Here is a 15039-nt window from a genome sequence, read left to right on the forward strand (position 1 = left end):
CAGCGGTGATTCTGCCAAGGCTTAACCCAGCAGTTCTTCAATCTCTTTGCGCAATTGCTCGGGCTTCGTCGTCGGCGCGTGGCGCGACACCGTCTTGCCGTTCCGGTCGACGAGGAACTTCGTAAAATTCCATTTGATCCCGCTGCCGAGCAGCCCGGTCTTTTCCTTCTTCAGATGCTTGAAGATCGGATCGGCATCGTCGCCGTTGACGTCGATCTTCGCCATCAGCGGAAAGGACACGTCATAGGTCAGCGAACAGAAATTCTTGATTTCCTCGGCGTCGCCCGGTTCCTGCGCGCCGAACTGGTTGCACGGAAAGGCCAGGATTTCGAACCCGCGATCCTTGTAATCGCGGTACAGCTCCTCCAGCCCCTCATATTGCGGCGTGAAACCGCATTTCGAAGCCGTGTTGACGATCAGCAGCACCTTGCCGCGATAGTCGGCGAGCGACTGCGATCCGCCCCCAGGTAGTTTCGCCGAAAGATCGTAAAGCCCCATCATCCGTCCCCTTCCGCAAGCTACGCCGCGATATGCCCTTCGTGCAAGCGCAGCACGCGGTCCATCTTCGCCGCGAGCCGCTCGTTATGCGTCGCCACCAGCGCCGCCGAGCCATGGTCGCGCACCAGCCCCACGAACTGGTCGAATACGCGGTCCGCGGTCGCTTCATCGAGGTTGCCCGTCGGCTCGTCGGCGAGCACCAGCAGTGGCCGGTTCGCCAGCGCGCGCGCCACCGCGACGCGCTGCTGCTCGCCGCCCGACAGCTTGCTCGGCTTGTGGTGAAGCCGCTCGCCGAGCCCCAGCCGTCCGAGCAGGTCGGTCGCGCGCTCTTCCGCCTCTTGCTGTCCCGCCCCGCGGATCAGCTGCGGCAGCACGACATTCTCGATCGCGTTGAAATCGGGGAGCAGGTGATGGAACTGATAGACAAAGCCGATCTTCTCGCGCCGCGTCTTCGTCCGCTCGCCCTGGGCGAACCGCGTGACATCCTCGCCATCGATCCGGATCGTGCCATCGAAGCCGCCTTCGAGCAGGCCGACCGCCTGCAGCATCGTCGACTTGCCCGATCCCGACGGGCCGAGCAGCGCGACGATCTCGCCGCGCTTCAGATGCGCATCGACGCCGCGAAGCACATCGATCGTGACGTCGCCTTGCGTGAAACTGCGCTTGAGCGACTTCAAGTCGAGCACGATGTCACTCATAACGCAGCACCTGCACGGGGTCGGTATTCGCGGCCTTGAACGCGGGGTAAAGCGTCGCGAGGAAGCTGAAAACGATCGCCATCACGGCGATCCCGGTAATCTCGAACGGATCGGGTTTCGACGGCAATTCGGTAAGGAAGCGGATCGACGGGTCCCATAAAGGTTGCCCGGTCAGCCATTCGACTCCGCGCAGCACGCCCGCGCGGAAATAGAGCAGGCCGAAACCGAAGATCATGCCCATGATCGTTCCCGCGATGCCGATCGACAGGCCGATCGCCATGAAGATGCGCAGCACCGCATCGCGCGGCGCGCCCATTGTGCGCAGGATCGCCATGTCGCGGGTCTTCGCCCGCACCAGCATGATCAGCGACGAGACGATGTTGAACGCCGCGACCAGCACGATCAGCGACAGGATCACGAACATCGCGACGCGCTCGATCGACAGCGCCTCGAACAGGCTCGCATTCATCGACCGCCAGTCGGATATCACCGCCTGCGCCGCGACCTTTTCGGCCAGCGGACGCAGGATCTCACCGACCTTGTCGGGGTCGGTCGTCTTGATCTCGATCATCCCGACCTGGTCGCCGGTGAGCAGCAGCAATTGCGCATCCTGCATCGGCATCACGACATAGGCCTTGTCGAAATCATAGACGCCGATCTCGAAAATCGCCGAAATGCGATAGCTGATCTCGCGCGGAACCGTGCCGAACGGGGTCGAACGGCCCGCGGGGTTGATGATCGTCAGGTTCGATCCGACGGTCGCGCCCAGATTGCGCGCCAGTTCGCTGCCGATCGCGACATTGCCCGATCCCGGCGTCAGGCTGGCGAGGCTGCCCTGCAGCACCTTGCCATTGAGCGTCTCGTTCTTGCGGATGTCGGACACCAGCATGCCGCGCACCAAAATGCCCTCGACCCGCCCCGAATAGGTGCCGAGCAGCGGCTGCTCGATCAGCGGCGTCGCCGAAACGACCCCCGGCGTGGCCTTCGCCTGTTTCAGCACGTCCTGCCAGTCGTCAAGCCGCCCGCCAAAGCCCTGCACCACCGCATGACCGTTCAGCCCGACGATCTTGTCGAACAGGTCGCTGCGCACCCCGTTCATCACGCTCATCACGATCACCAGCGCCGCGACGCCCAGCGTCACCGCGACAAAGCTGAACGCCGCCGCGACAAAGATGAAGCCCTCGCCGCGCTGCGGAAGCATATAGCGTTTGAAGATGGTGCGCTCATACGGACGCAGGATCATAGGGCGATCGGCCTTTGCGGCGCATGAGGAATGTCACGCATTGCGCCGCTTTACGCACCCCCGCCAGCGCTGGCAATGGGCTCAAAACCGCGCGGCGGCATGACGGCAAGCTGCGAATGATTCGCAAAATATGTTGCTCTTTGGTCACAGCGCCGAGCAAAAGCAGGGTCGATCGCCCGTCAGAGGGTGACAAAGCCCCCCCGCGGACCTACCCCCGTGGCTTCTGGTTCAACGCGGCCCAAAGGCCCGGCTCCAGGGAGTGCAGGCCTTTCGCCAGGCCTGCAACAAGGGGGATGGCGAGTGTTCGTCACAGGCGCCCGGGTCTCGTAAAACGAGGCCCGGGCGTTGTGATTCTGGCCATTCACCAGCTCACGCCTGCCTTGGGGGTGACGAAAAGCCGCTGGCGATTTCCGTGTGCAACCCGGCGAACGACAGGACCCAGCGCGGAAAAGCGCAAGGAAGGCTCAGGGCTCGAACGCCGCCAAAATCGGGCACGGTCCCTTCTCGCTCGCCGCGCATTGATCGGCGAGGCGCGCGAGAGCGGCGCGCGCGCGGGTCATCTGCGCGATCTTTTCGTCGAGCAGCTCGATCCTCTGACGCGCAAGGTGGCGCACGCGGATCCGATCATCGCCGGCCTCGAGCGCGAGCAATTCTTCGATTTCGTCGAGCGTGAAGCCCGCGCCCTGCGCTGCGCGAATGAACTTTAGCCGCCTGAGGTCGTCCTCGTCATAGCGGCGCACGCCTCCGCCCAAACCGTCGCCGCCGCTACGCACCGGCGTTCCCATCAAGCCCCGGCGCTGATAATAGCGCACGGTTTCGACCCCGACCGCGCCCGCCGCCGCCAATTTTCCGATCGTCAGTTGCATTACTTGACTCCGTACTATGGTACGGACGCTATATGGCGCGTATGACGAAACAGGCAATCCTCCATCGCATGGTCATGCCCGGGCACATCTGCCCCTATGGCCTCAAGGCAAAACATCTGCTCGAAAGCTGCGGCTTCGCTGTCGACGACCGCTGGCTGACGACCCGCGAGGAAACCGACGCATTCAAGGCCGAACATGGCGTCGCGACAACGCCGCAGACCTTCATCGACGGCGTTCGCATCGGCGGATATGACGACCTCCGCCGCCATTTCGGGCTGAAGGTCGCCGATCCCGACGCGACCAGCTACACCCCCGTGATCGCCCTCTTCGCGATGACTGCGCTGATGGCGCTTGCCGCCAGTTTTTCCGTCGAAGGCAATGCTTTTACCTCGCGCGCCGCCGAATGGTTCATCTCGTTCAGCATGATCGTGCTCGCGCTGCTGAAATTGCAGGACGTCGACAAATTCGCGACGATGTTCCTGAATTACGACCTGCTCGCCCGGCGCTGGGTGCCTTATGCCAGCATCTATCCTTTCGCCGAGGGGCTCGCGGGCGTGCTCATGACCGCGCACGCCCTCCCCTGGCTATCGATCCCCGTCGCGCTGTTCATCGGCGGCATCGGCGCAGCCTCGGTGTTCAAGGCGGTCTATATCGACCGGCGCGACATCAAATGCGCCTGCGTCGGCGGCAGCAGCAAGGTGCCGCTGGGCTTCGTCTCGCTCACCGAGAATGTCATGATGGCCGCGATGGCACTGTGGATGGCGCGCATGTGGTTTTAGCTCAAGGCCCATCGATCATTGATGTAACGCAGGGCTCGGCTATCGAGGGGCGTCGATTCGCCCCACGGAGCCCCGCCATGTTCAATCGCCGCCAATTCCTTGCCGGGGCCACGCTTGCCGGCCTTTCCGCCCCAGCGATCCTGCGCGCCGAAGGCGGCCTCTTCCGCGAATTCCCGTTCAGCCTGGGTGTTGCGGCGGGCGATCCGGCGAGTGACGGCTTCGTCCTCTGGACGCGCATCGCCCCCGAACCGATGGAGCGCCACGGCGGGATGCCCCTCGTGAATTTCCCGGTTGATTGGGAAGTTGCGAGCGACGGCGGCTTTCACGATGTGGTCGCAAAGGGGACCGAACTGGCGCGCCCCGAACTCGGCCACAGCGTCCATGTCGAGGTCGCGGGGCTCCAACCCGACCGCCCCTATTATTACCGATTCACCGCAGGCGGCGAACGCAGCCTGCGCGGCCGCGCCCGCACCCTGCCCGCGCCGGGCGCAAAGGCCGACGCGCTGAAATTCGGGGTCGCCGGATGCCAGCATTTCGAGGCGGGCTTTTTCGGCGCCTATCGCCACCTCGCGCGCGAGGACCTTGCCTTCGTCTATCATTATGGCGACTTCATTTATGAATATAGTCAAGATTATCTGTTCGACGCCGGCCTTCCGAACCGGCCGGTGCGCAAGCACGCGTTCCGCAACCTGATCGACCTTGGCGACTTCCGTCTCGCCTATGCGCAGCAACTCGGCGACATCGACCTGCAGGCGGCGCGCTGCACCCACGCATTCCTGTCGAGTTTTGACGATCATGAAATCCGCAACGACTGGGTTTCGGACTTCGACAATTGGAAGCTGGGCCTCGACGGCAACGACCCCGAAGCCGCGCCGCCCGAGGTTTTCATGCTGAAGAAACAGGCCGCGATGCAGGCATGGTATGAACATATGCCCGTACGCAAGGCGCTACTGCCGCGCGCCGGCATGGTCGCGCTCAATCGCGAATTCCGCTGGGGCGACCTGATGGCGATGCAATTGCTCGACACGCGGCAATATCGCAGTGACCAACCATGCGGAGACGGCTTTAAGCCGGCCTGTCCGGGGGTGTTCGACAAGAAAGCCGAGGTGCTTGGCAAGGCGCAAGAAGAATGGCTGGGCCGCAACCTCGCAAAGGGCGGCGCGACCTGGAATGCGTTTGCGCAGCAGGTCACGATGATGTCGCTCGACCGCCGCCGCAAGCCCGAGGAGCCCGCGAAGATCCTCAATCTCGACAGCTGGGCGGGATATGAAGCGCCGCGCGAGCGCATCCTGTCCCGGATGGCCGGGCTCAAGAACAATGTCGTCCTGACGGGCGACGAGCACCAGAATTTCTGCGGCGACCTTGTGCTTCGGGACAAGGTCGTCGGCGCCGAGTTCGTCGCAACATCGATCTCGAGCGGCGGCGACGGCAGCGACCAGCGTGTCGGCACCGATATGTTCCTCAGCCAGAACCCCGAACTCAAATTCGCCAACGATCAGCGCGGCTACGTCGTGTGCGACGTCAATCGCGACGCCTGGCAGACACATTTCATGGTCGTCGACAAGGTGACGACTGCCGTGAACACGCTGTCGAAACGCGCGACGGGGGTCGTCGAGCGCGATGTTGCAGGGATCAAGATGGCATGATCTGTCGCCGGACGGTCACAAAGGCGCCATAGCGGAGCGCCCATGAATCGCCTTTTGTCGCTGCTGCTCGCCTTGCTCGTTCCTCTCGCCGCGCACGCGCAGGACGGGGGCGTGCGCAAACCCGTCACGCTGCTGATCTCGATCGACGGCTTTCGCGCCGACTATCTGTGCCGCGGGATTACGCCGAACCTCTCGCGGCTCGCGGCCGGCGGTGCGCATGGCAAGCTGCGCCCCTCATTTCCCACCAAGACCTTCCCCAACCATTATGCGATCGTCACGGGCAAGCGCCCTGACAACAACGGCATCGTCGGCAACAATATGATCGATCCGCGGCGCGCCGGCGTGAAGTTCAGCCTGGGCGAGCCGAAACAATCGCTCGATCCCTTCTGGTGGGACGAGGCCGAACCGGCGTGGGTGACCGCGGGCAAGGCGGGCGTGCGCAGCGCGACGATGTTCTGGCCGGGGAGCGAGGTCGCGATAGACGAGGCACGCCCCGCCGACTGGCTGCGCTACGACGAGCATGTCGGCTATGCGCAGCGCGTCAACACGATCCTCGACTGGATGCGCCGCCCCGCCGATATCCGCCCCGCGTTCGTGACGCTCTATTTCGAGGCGGTCGACAGCGCGGGGCACGAATTCGGTCCCGACAGCGCGGAGGTCAACGCCGCGATCGCCGAGGTCGATGCACATATCGGCGAGCTTGTCGCGGGCCTCGCGAAGCTGGGCCAGCCCGTGCAAATGATCGTCGTCGCCGATCACGGCATGCGCGCAATCGACGCGAGCCGCGTGATCCAGCTCGCCGACCTGATCGACCTCCCCAGCATCATCGCGGTCGAAACCGGCCCCTACGCCGCGATCGAGCCCGCCGCCGCGACCGACAACCGCGTGCATGACGCGCTGCTGAAACCGCACGAGCATATGCGCTGCAACCGCCGTGAGGAATTGCCGAAGCGGCTGCATTATAGCCAGAATCCGCGCGTCGCTGCGATCATCTGCATCGCAGAACCCGGCTGGACGATCCTCGCGGGATCGCCGACATGGCCGGTCAGGGGCGGCGCACACGGATATGACAATCAGGATCCCCAGATGCTCGCGCTGTTCATCGCGAGCGGCACCGGCCTCAAGGGCGACGTCGGCATTGTCGACAATATCGAGGTCTATCCGCTGCTGATGTCGCTCCTGGGCGTCACGCCGCTTGCCAGCGACGCGGCAGGCGTTCTGATCAGTCGCGCAGCACCGCCATCGCGCGGATCGACGCGGCCGGGGCGTTGACGATCTGGAGCTGGTAACGTCCCGGCGTCACATCATATTCGACCAGCTTGCGAATGCCCGAACAGCCCGGCCCATGGCCGTGCGCGACCGATTTCCGGGCCACGCCGTCCTGGACAAGATCGATCCACGCGCCCGCGTCGAGGGCGATCATGAGCCGCCCCGCCTTTTTGACCTCGATCGGGATCATCCCGCCGAATTTATGGACGTCGGGCTTGCGCTTGGGGGCGGTGCCGTAGCGCAGGCTTTCGAACCGGTGCAGCGGCAACATGGTCCGCGCTGCGCCGAGCGGCGGCCAGTCGGCGCCAAGGTCGTCGCCGTAGGCATAGATGGTCCTGCCCGCCGCGTCGCGCGACCAGCCGGCGAGTTCGGGCGGCAATAGCGGGTGCGCCGGGCAGGATGGCGCGGGAGGCGCCGGCACGGCGGCACCGGGCATGGCTGCGGCGATCGACAGGGCGATTATCCCGACCTTCATCCTATTTCCTCCCGAACAATTTCTCCACATCGTCCATTGCGAGCTTGACCCACGTCGGGCGCCCATGGTTGCACTGCCCCGAATGCGGGGTGACTTCCATCGTGCGGAGCAGCGCGTTCATTTCGGCAACGCTCAACGTCCTGCCCGCCCGCACCGATCCATGACACGCCATGGTGGCAGCGACCAATTCGAGCCGCTCGCTGAGCCCAAGCGCCGCGTCGTAGCCGGCGAGGTCGTCGGAGATGTCGGTCACGAGCTTGCGGCAGTCGATCGCGCCGAGCATCGCGGGCGTTGCGCGGACCATCACCGCCGCCGGGCCGAAGCGTTCGAGTTCGACACCAAGCGCGGCGAGCTGCGGCGCCGCCGCCTCGAGCCGGTCGCATGCGGGTTCGTCAAGTTCTACGACTTCGGGCAGCAGCAGCCCCTGCGAGGGCACAGCCTGCCCGCTCATCCCGCGGCGCAATTGTTCGAGTACCAGCCGTTCGTGCGCGGCATGCTGGTCGACGATGACGAGCCCATCCTCGGCCTCGGCCACGATATAGGTTTTCGCGATCTGCCCCCGCGCGATACCGAGCGGATGCGCGTCGGCCTGCGGCACGGGCGCCACCGCGGGCTCGGCGCGGCCCATCGGCAGCGCGTCGCTCGGCGGCGAGAAACCGACAATGCGGTCGCGCAGCAAGGCGGTCGTTGCCCGATCCTCGTCGGCGCCGAACAGGTGCTCGGCGGGCGCCTGCGGATGAGGCAAATGCGAGGCGAACAGAGTCGGCGCCGGTGGCCGCGGCGCGACCGCTTCCTGCTGCCAGGCGGCGAGCGCCGCCTCGGCGGGACGCTGGACGCTGCGAAAGCCATGCTCGTCGAGCGCGCGGCGGAGCCCCCCGACGATCATGCCGCGGATCAGCTGCGGATCGCGAAAGCGCACCTCGGTCTTCGCCGGATGCACGTTCACATCTACCTCGCTCGTCGGTACGTCGAGGAACAAGGCAACGACCGGGTGGCGGTCGCGCGCGAGCAGGTCGGCATAGGCACCGCGCAGCGCGCCGACGAGCAGCCGGTCCTTGACCGGGCGGCCATTGACGAAGAGATATTGATGGTCGGCGATGCCGCGATTGTAGGTCGGCAGACTGATGACGCCGCCGAGATGCACATCGCCGCGGTCGAGATCGACCCCTATGCTGTTCGCGACGAGATCGCGGCTGGTGAGCGCCGCGACACGCGCGACCCGGTCCTGCCCGCCCTGCACATCGAGCACGCGGCGCCCGTCATGTTCCACCACGAAAGCAATGTCCGGCCGCGCCATCGCAAGCCGCCGCACAGCGTCTAGACACGCGGCATATTCGCTGCGCGCGCTGCGCAGGAACTTGCGCCGCGCGGGAACGCGCGCGAACAGATCCTCGACCATCACGCGCGTGCCCTGCGCAAGCCCCGCGGGTCCCTCCGCCGCAACGCCGCCATTGTCGACGACGCGTTTCCAGCCATCGCCGCCCGCGATCCGGCTTTCGAGCGTCAGCCGCGCGACGCTCGCGATCGACGGCAGCGCTTCGCCGCGAAACCCCATCGTCGCGACATCCTCGATCGCGTCGGTCGGCAACTTCGACGTCGCATGGCGTTCGAGGGCGAGCGCCATATCGGCGGCGGTCATTCCGCAGCCATCGTCCTCGACCTCGATCCGCAAAATTCCGCCCTCGGCGATTCGCGCGGATATGCGAGTCGCACCGGCGTCTATGGCGTTTTCAACCAGTTCCTTGAGCGCTGCGGCGGGTCTTTCAACCACTTCACCGGCTGCGATCCGATTTACGAGCTTTTCCGGCAGGCGACGTATTGACATGGGGGCTCTCCTAGCGCAGTCGGACGCAAATCGCGACCCACCTGCACAGCCTGATCATTCCGTCCAGCCAGTCCCCCCGGACGAGCCGGAATCTCTCCCTGATTGAAGCTGTCGCCGGGACCGGCGCGCGGAAGCAAACACGACAGGGGCACGGGGCCGTTTCGGGGGCCGAGGGCGCCGATGACAGGAAGCAGTATAGATGTCCTTCTTTTCCCGCTGGCTTAAATTCAACTCGCAAGACATGGCTATCGATCTTGGCACCGCGAACACGGTGGTTTACGTGCGCGGCAAGGGAATCGTGCTCAACGAGCCCTCGGTCGTCGCGGTTGAAACGCTGAACGGAATCAAGCGGGTCAAGGCGGTCGGCGACGATGCGAAATTGATGATGGGCAAGACGCCCGACAGCATCGAGGCGATCCGCCCGTTGCGCGACGGCGTCATCGCCGACATCGACGTCGCCGAACAGATGATCAAACACTTCATCACCAAGGTGCACGGCGGCAAGCCCAACGCGTTCCGCAGCCCCGAAATCGTGATCTGCGTCCCATCGGGTTCGACCAGCGTCGAACGCCGCGCGATCCGCGATGCCGCATCGAACGCCGGCGCCAGCGAGGTGTGGTTGATCGAAGAGCCGATGGCCGCCGCGATCGGCGCCGACATGCCGGTGACCGAGCCCATCGGTTCGATGGTCGTCGATATCGGCGGCGGCACGACCGAAGTCGCAGTGCTTTCGCTCCGCGGCCTCGCCTATACCACGTCGGTCCGCGCGGGCGGCGACAAGATGGACGAGGCGATCGTTTCCTACGTCCGCCGGCATCATAATCTGCTGATCGGCGAAGCGACTGCCGAGCGGATCAAGAAGGATTTCGGCATCGCGCGCATTCCCGCCGACGGTACTGGCCTCACGATTCACATCAAGGGCCGCGACCTCGTCAACGGTGTTCCCAAGGAAATCTCGATCAATCAGGCCCAGATCGCCGAAGCGCTGTCCGAACCGATCGGCACGATCGTCGAGGGTGTGCGGATCGCGCTCGAAAACACCGCGCCCGAACTCGCCGCCGACATCGTCGACCAGGGGATCGTCCTGACCGGCGGCGGCGCGCTGATCGCCGAACTCGACGAACTGCTGCGCGATGCGACCGGCCTGCCGGTCACGGTGGCCGAAGATCCGCTGACCTGCGTTGCGATCGGCACCGGCCGCGCGATGGAAGACCCCGCCTTCCGCGGCGTGTTGCAGCAAGCTTGATACCAAGGCGCTGAACCATGGCTCGCCCGGCACATCGGCGTCCGGGGCAATCCCGAAAGGCCCAGTACAGCCTGTTCGCTGCCTATGTCATTGCGGTGACAGGGGCGGTGGCCGGGCTGCTTTTGGCGATCCTGTCGGTGGTCGACCCCGTGGGTTTTGCCCAGCTGCGCGTGGCAAGCCAGGAAATTACTGCGCCGATCGCGCGCGCATCGCGTTCGGCGATCGGATCGATCTCGGGCATCGATGATACGGTCGGCGCTTATGTCCGCGCGGGCACGCAGAACCGGCGGCTGCGCCGCGAACTTGCCGACACGCGGCGCGAACTGGTGGCAACCAGTTCGTTGCAGGAAGAAAACCGCCAGTTGAAGGCGCTTCTCAGGCTGCAGGAAACCGACAAGACCGCGCTCGCCAACGGCTATCTCCTCACATCTACCTCAACGAGCAGCAAACGTATCGCGCTGCTCAGCATCGGCCGCAATCTCGGCGTCGCCGCGGGCCAGCCGGTGCGCGGCGCCGACGGATTGATCGGCCGCGTGCTCGGCGCGGGGCCATCGGTCTCGCAAGTGCTGCTGCTGACCGACGTCGATAATATCGTGCCCATCCGCCGCGCGCGCGACGGCCTGCCCGCGCTCGCCAGCGGCCGCGGCAATGGCGACCTCGACGTTCGTACGCTGAACATCGCGAACAACCCCTTCAAACCCGGCGACATCCTTGTCACCTCGGGAACCGGCGGGCTGTATCCGCCCAATATTCCCGTCGCGATCGTGGTGCGGCGACAGGACGACGGCGCGCTCGCCCGGCCGCTCGCGGACCCCGGCAAGGTCGATGCAGTGTCGGTGCTGCGCCCCTATACGCCCGACAATATCGAAGCGCAGGGCTTGCCCGGGCCCGCGGCCCCCGCCCCTGCGAAAGCACCATGAATCAGAAAGGGCCGCGCCTCGGCGAACCGGCATCGCTGTGGCGGATGCGCATCGTGCCGATCGGGACCGTGATGTTCGCCTCGGCCCTGCCGCTGATGCTCCCTCTGATCGCCAATTCGCCGGTCCTGCCGCCGCTCGGCCTGCTGTTCTTCCTCTGCTGGCAGTTGCTTCGCGCCGAAATGTGGCCGGTGTGGATCGGTCTGCCGCTGGGGCTTTGGGACGATCTGTTCAGCGGCGCGCCGATCGGAACCGCCGTCGGCTTGTGGACGCTCGCCAGCATCGCGATCGCCTATTCCTCGCAACGTATCTATTGGCGCGGCTTTTTCCACGACTGGGCGATTGCGGCCCTGCTCGTGGCCATCGTCCAGTCGCTCGCGGCGCTGATCACCCATCCGCACGCGGATATCGGCCGGGTGCTGGGCCTCGTCCTGCCCCAGATCGTCATTTCGGCGTTGCTCGTGCCGCTATTCATGCGCCTGACGGGCAAGTTTGACAATTTCCGCTTGAAGCGCCGATAGACTGGTTCCAACCCGCACATGCCGAAGAAGAGTCCGCCGATTACCGAAGCCTGGAGGGGCATAACCTTCACCCGCCGCGCGCTCGTGGTCGGCGGGGCGCAGGCGGCGGTCGGCGTGGCCCTCGCGGCGCGGATGGCCTATATTTCGGTGGTCGATAACGACCGCTATGTCCTTGAATCGGAAAGCAACCGCGTCAATCTGACGCTGATCCCGCCGCGGCGGGGCTGGATCGTCGACCGTAACGGCAAGGCGCTCACGAACAATCGAGTCAGCCTTCGCATCGACATCATCCCCGACCGGCTGCACGACCGGAAGCTGGTTCTCGGCCAGCTCCAGACATTGCTGCGGCTCGACGGCGACGCGATGGAACGCATCAACCGCGACCTCAAGGCCGCTTCGGGATTCCAGCCCGTCGCGGTGAAGGAGGACATGACCGAGGCCGAATATAGCTCGATCCTCGTCCGCCTGCCCGAATTGCCCGGCATCGCGCCACAGCGCGGCTTCGCACGCAATTACCCGACCGGCGCCGCGGTCGGCCATCTGATCGGTTATGTCGGCGCGCCGAACGCGGAGGAATATGAAAAGGCGAAGGATCCGCTCTACATCACCCCCGGCTACAAGATCGGCAAGGACGGGCTGGAGAAATATTTCCAGGAGATGCTGAAAGGCGAGCCCGGCGCGCGGCGCGTCGAGGTGACCGCGCGCGGCAAGGTCGTCCGCGACCTGTCCACCCAGGCCGATGTGCAGGGCAAGACTGTCCATCTGACGATCGATGCCGATCTGCAGGAATATGTCGCGCGCCGCATGGGCCGCGAGTCGGGCGCGGCCGTGGTCATCGACTGCCACAACGGCGACATCCTCGCTTTCGTCTCGATGCCGAGCTTCGACCCCAACAGCTTTTCGGACGGGATCAGCACCAGCGAATATGCTTGGCTGCGCGCCGACGATCACCAGCCTCTGATCAACAAGGCGACGCGCGGCCTGTATCCGCCCGGATCGACGCTGAAGCCGATGGCCGCGATCGCCGCGGTTGGGCATGGCGTCGATCCCAGCGAGCGCCATACCTGCATCGGCGGATACCGCTTGGGCAATCGCTTTTTTCGCTGCCTTGGCACGCACGGCAGCCTCGACATGCCATCGGCGATCATGAAAAGCTGCAACAGCTATTTCTACTGGCTCGCGCACCGGCTGGGCTATGACGCGATGGCGCCCACTGCGCGCCTGCTGGGGCTCGGCGAAGAATATCAGCTTGCCGGCAGCAACCAGCGATACGGCACCATTCCCGACAGCGCGTGGAAGATGAAGAAATACGACCAGCAATGGTCGGCATCGGACTCGCTGAACGCGGTCATCGGACAGGGCTATGTCAGTGTCAATCCGCTGCAACTCGCGGTGATGACCGCACGGATCGCCTCGGGCCGCCGGCTCTACCCGCGGCTGATCAACCGCGAATTCAAGAACGAGCCCCTGCCCTTTTCGGCCGAAGCTCTCGCCGCCGCGCGCCACGGAATGGACCTTGTCGTCAACGGCCCCGGGGGGACCGCCGGACGCAGCCGGCTTCCGCTCGACGGCATTACCATGGCGGGCAAGACGGGCACCGCGCAGGTGCGCGGGCTCAATACCGGCAACGGCAGGGCCGGGACGTGGAAATTCCGCGACCACGGCCTGTTTGTCGGCTTCGCGCCGGTGGACAATCCGCGCTATGCGACCGCCGTCGTCATAGAGCACGGCATGGGCGGTAGCCGCGCCGCCGCGCCGGTGGCAAAGGATTTCATGACTTTCCTTTTCGACCGCGAGAAGGCGATGGAAGCGCTCGCCACCCTCGAAGCCGGTTGGGGCGGAACGATCAAGGAACGGATGGACCGCGATTATGCCGCGTGGAAATCAGGTACGGCGAGCGACCCCGAACCCGGAGTGCCGCAATGATTCCCATTCCGCCAGCGATCCAGCGTATCCCGTGGAAGCTGATCGCGATCCTGAGCGGCATCGCCGGCTTTGGCCTGCTCGTGCTCTATTCGGCGGCGGGCGGCAACTGGTCGCCCTGGGCGCTGCAGCAGGGCGCACGCTTCCTCATTTTCTTGTCGATGGCCTTGGTGATCGGGCGCTTTCCCCTGCGCATCTTCGAGGATTTCACCTATATAGCCTATATCGGGGTACTCGTCTTACTGTTCGCGGTCGAACTGCTCGGCTTCGTCGGCGGCGGCAGTCAGCGATGGCTCAACCTCGGTTTCATGAATCTTCAACCGTCCGAATTGATGAAGGTCGCGATCGTCGTCGCGCTCGCGCGCTTTTATGCGCAGCTTCCGCCCGGCAACACGCGTACCTTCACCGCGCTGTGGCCCGCGATGGTGATGATCGGACTCCCCGCTGCGCTTGTCATGCTCCAACCCGACCTCGGCACCGCGCTGTCGATCTGCGTGGGCGGCGTCGTCGTGATGTTCGTCGCAGGCCTGCCCTTCTGGTGGTTCGGCAGCACCGCCGTCGCCGGCCTCGCGGCGCTGCCCGTGCTCTTCTCTTTCCTTCACGACTATCAGCAGAAGCGCGTGCTGATCTTCCTCGATCCCGAAAGCGATCCGCTTGGCGCGGGCTATCATATCAGCCAGTCAAAGATCGCGATCGGTTCGGGCGGCATCGGCGGCAAGGGCTTCCTCAACGGATCGCAGAGCCACCTCGACTATCTCCCCGAAGGCCATACCGACTTCATCTTTGCGACGATGGCCGAGGAATGGGGGCTGATCGGCGGGCTCGCGCTGCTCTTCGGTTTCTTCCTGCTGTTGCGCTGGTCCACGCGCGTGGCGCTGAAGGCGCGGACTCGGTTCGGGCAACTCGCCGCCGCAGGCCTCACGATGACGATCTTCTTCTACATCGCGATCAACCTGATGATGGTGATGGGGCTGGCGCCCGTCGTGGGCATCCCGCTCCCGCTCTTTTCCTATGGCGGCTCATCGATGCTCACGATCATGACCTGCGTCGGCATTATCCTGGCGATCGAAAACGACAGCAAAACCGGCACCCGGCGCTTTCACTGACAAAAAAGTGCAAAAGGCCATTGCCAA

At 64.9% G+C, this 15039-nt stretch carries 14 protein-coding genes; 8 read left to right on the forward strand and 6 right to left on the reverse strand.

Going from position 1 to position 15039, the window contains the following annotated elements; genetic code table 11:
* Window positions 1-21: 21 nt before the first annotated feature.
* From HDC35_RS04210 to HDC35_RS04225, 4 genes are all read right to left on the reverse strand, one after another.
* Window positions 22-498, reverse strand: a complete 477-nt coding sequence (locus HDC35_RS04210; protein ID WP_058802714.1) for a glutathione peroxidase — start codon at window positions 496-498, stop codon at window positions 22-24.
* Window positions 499-518: 20 nt separating this feature from the next.
* A complete protein-coding gene (locus HDC35_RS04215; protein ID WP_184644070.1) occupies window positions 519-1196 on the reverse strand; it encodes an ABC transporter ATP-binding protein in 678 nt (225 codons plus the stop codon).
* The gene (locus HDC35_RS04220; protein ID WP_184644072.1) at window positions 1189-2439 is read right to left on the reverse strand and encodes a lipoprotein-releasing ABC transporter permease subunit; all 1251 of its coding nucleotides are present in this window, start codon (window positions 2437-2439) and stop codon (window positions 1189-1191) included. The genes HDC35_RS04215 and HDC35_RS04220 overlap by 8 nt, the downstream gene beginning before the upstream one ends.
* A gap of 464 nt (window positions 2440-2903) precedes the next feature.
* Window positions 2904-3305, reverse strand: coding sequence for a MerR family DNA-binding protein (locus HDC35_RS04225; protein WP_184644074.1), 402 nt, complete (start codon window positions 3303-3305; stop codon window positions 2904-2906).
* A 32-nt stretch (window positions 3306-3337) separates the two neighbouring features.
* Here HDC35_RS04225 and HDC35_RS04230 point away from each other — a divergent pair, with 32 nt between their 5' ends.
* From HDC35_RS04230 to HDC35_RS04240, 3 genes are all read left to right on the forward strand, one after another.
* Window positions 3338-4084: a glutaredoxin gene (locus tag HDC35_RS04230; protein WP_184644076.1), complete on the forward strand. Its 747-nt coding sequence runs from the start codon at window positions 3338-3340 to the stop codon at window positions 4082-4084.
* A 77-nt stretch (window positions 4085-4161) separates the two neighbouring features.
* The gene (locus HDC35_RS04235) at window positions 4162-5730 is read left to right on the forward strand and encodes an alkaline phosphatase (protein WP_184644078.1); all 1569 of its coding nucleotides are present in this window, start codon (window positions 4162-4164) and stop codon (window positions 5728-5730) included.
* A gap of 42 nt (window positions 5731-5772) precedes the next feature.
* Window positions 5773-7002: a nucleotide pyrophosphatase/phosphodiesterase family protein gene (locus tag HDC35_RS04240; RefSeq protein ID WP_184644080.1), complete on the forward strand. Its 1230-nt coding sequence runs from the start codon at window positions 5773-5775 to the stop codon at window positions 7000-7002.
* Here the strand turns inward: HDC35_RS04240 and HDC35_RS04245 are convergent.
* Both HDC35_RS04245 and mutL read right to left on the reverse strand, forming a co-directional pair.
* A complete protein-coding gene (locus HDC35_RS04245) occupies window positions 6953-7474 on the reverse strand; it encodes a hypothetical protein (protein WP_184644082.1) in 522 nt (173 codons plus the stop codon). The genes HDC35_RS04240 and HDC35_RS04245 overlap by 50 nt on opposite strands.
* Window position 7475: 1 nt before the next feature.
* Window positions 7476-9299, reverse strand: coding sequence for a DNA mismatch repair endonuclease MutL (gene mutL / locus HDC35_RS04250; protein WP_184644085.1), 1824 nt, complete (start codon window positions 9297-9299; stop codon window positions 7476-7478).
* A gap of 199 nt (window positions 9300-9498) precedes the next feature.
* Here mutL and HDC35_RS04255 point away from each other — a divergent pair, with 199 nt between their 5' ends.
* From HDC35_RS04255 to rodA, 5 genes are read left to right on the forward strand one after another with little or no spacing between them, the layout of a single operon-like run.
* Complete coding sequence (locus HDC35_RS04255) at window positions 9499-10545, forward strand: rod shape-determining protein (protein WP_058803912.1); 1047 nt, start codon at window positions 9499-9501, stop codon at window positions 10543-10545.
* Between the two features lie 17 nt (window positions 10546-10562).
* Complete coding sequence (gene mreC, locus HDC35_RS04260) at window positions 10563-11465, forward strand: rod shape-determining protein MreC (RefSeq protein WP_184644087.1); 903 nt, start codon at window positions 10563-10565, stop codon at window positions 11463-11465.
* Window positions 11462-11983, forward strand: a complete 522-nt coding sequence (locus HDC35_RS04265; RefSeq protein WP_184644089.1) for a rod shape-determining protein MreD — start codon at window positions 11462-11464, stop codon at window positions 11981-11983. Before mreC ends, HDC35_RS04265 begins: the two co-directional genes overlap by 4 nt.
* Window positions 11984-12001: 18 nt before the next feature.
* Window positions 12002-13909 (forward strand): penicillin-binding protein 2, encoded by a 1908-nt coding sequence (gene mrdA, locus HDC35_RS04270; protein ID WP_184644091.1) that lies wholly within the window; start codon window positions 12002-12004, stop codon window positions 13907-13909.
* Window positions 13906-15012 (forward strand): rod shape-determining protein RodA, encoded by a 1107-nt coding sequence (gene rodA, locus HDC35_RS04275; protein WP_184644093.1) that lies wholly within the window; start codon window positions 13906-13908, stop codon window positions 15010-15012. Before mrdA ends, rodA begins: the two co-directional genes overlap by 4 nt.
* The last annotated feature ends 27 nt before the right edge of the window (window positions 15013-15039 follow it).

This window comes from Sphingopyxis sp. JAI128 (assembly GCF_014207235.1).
GTDB lineage: Bacteria > Pseudomonadota > Alphaproteobacteria > Sphingomonadales > Sphingomonadaceae > Sphingopyxis.

Bases quoted from the DNA above. Each gene is read 5' to 3' on its own strand.
- rodA (WP_184644093.1), top strand. From the start codon at position 13,906: ATGATTCCCATTCCGCCAGCGATCCAGCGTATCCCGTGGAAGCTGATC.
- HDC35_RS04255 (WP_058803912.1), top strand. From the start codon at position 9,499: ATGTCCTTCTTTTCCCGCTGGCTTAAATTCAACTCGCAAGACATGGCT.
- mrdA (WP_184644091.1), top strand. From the start codon at position 12,002: ATGCCGAAGAAGAGTCCGCCGATTACCGAAGCCTGGAGGGGCATAACC.
- HDC35_RS04245 (WP_184644082.1), bottom strand. From the start codon at position 7,474: ATGAAGGTCGGGATAATCGCCCTGTCGATCGCCGCAGCCATGCCCGGT.
- HDC35_RS04230 (WP_184644076.1), top strand. From the start codon at position 3,338: ATGGCGCGTATGACGAAACAGGCAATCCTCCATCGCATGGTCATGCCC.
- HDC35_RS04215 (WP_184644070.1), bottom strand. From the start codon at position 1,196: ATGAGTGACATCGTGCTCGACTTGAAGTCGCTCAAGCGCAGTTTCACG.
- mreC (WP_184644087.1), top strand. From the start codon at position 10,563: ATGGCTCGCCCGGCACATCGGCGTCCGGGGCAATCCCGAAAGGCCCAG.
- HDC35_RS04240 (WP_184644080.1), top strand. From the start codon at position 5,773: ATGAATCGCCTTTTGTCGCTGCTGCTCGCCTTGCTCGTTCCTCTCGCC.
- HDC35_RS04225 (WP_184644074.1), bottom strand. From the start codon at position 3,305: ATGCAACTGACGATCGGAAAATTGGCGGCGGCGGGCGCGGTCGGGGTC.
- HDC35_RS04220 (WP_184644072.1), bottom strand. From the start codon at position 2,439: ATGATCCTGCGTCCGTATGAGCGCACCATCTTCAAACGCTATATGCTT.
- HDC35_RS04265 (WP_184644089.1), top strand. From the start codon at position 11,462: ATGAATCAGAAAGGGCCGCGCCTCGGCGAACCGGCATCGCTGTGGCGG.
- HDC35_RS04235 (WP_184644078.1), top strand. From the start codon at position 4,162: ATGTTCAATCGCCGCCAATTCCTTGCCGGGGCCACGCTTGCCGGCCTT.
- mutL (WP_184644085.1), bottom strand. From the start codon at position 9,299: ATGTCAATACGTCGCCTGCCGGAAAAGCTCGTAAATCGGATCGCAGCC.
- HDC35_RS04210 (WP_058802714.1), bottom strand. From the start codon at position 498: ATGGGGCTTTACGATCTTTCGGCGAAACTACCTGGGGGCGGATCGCAG.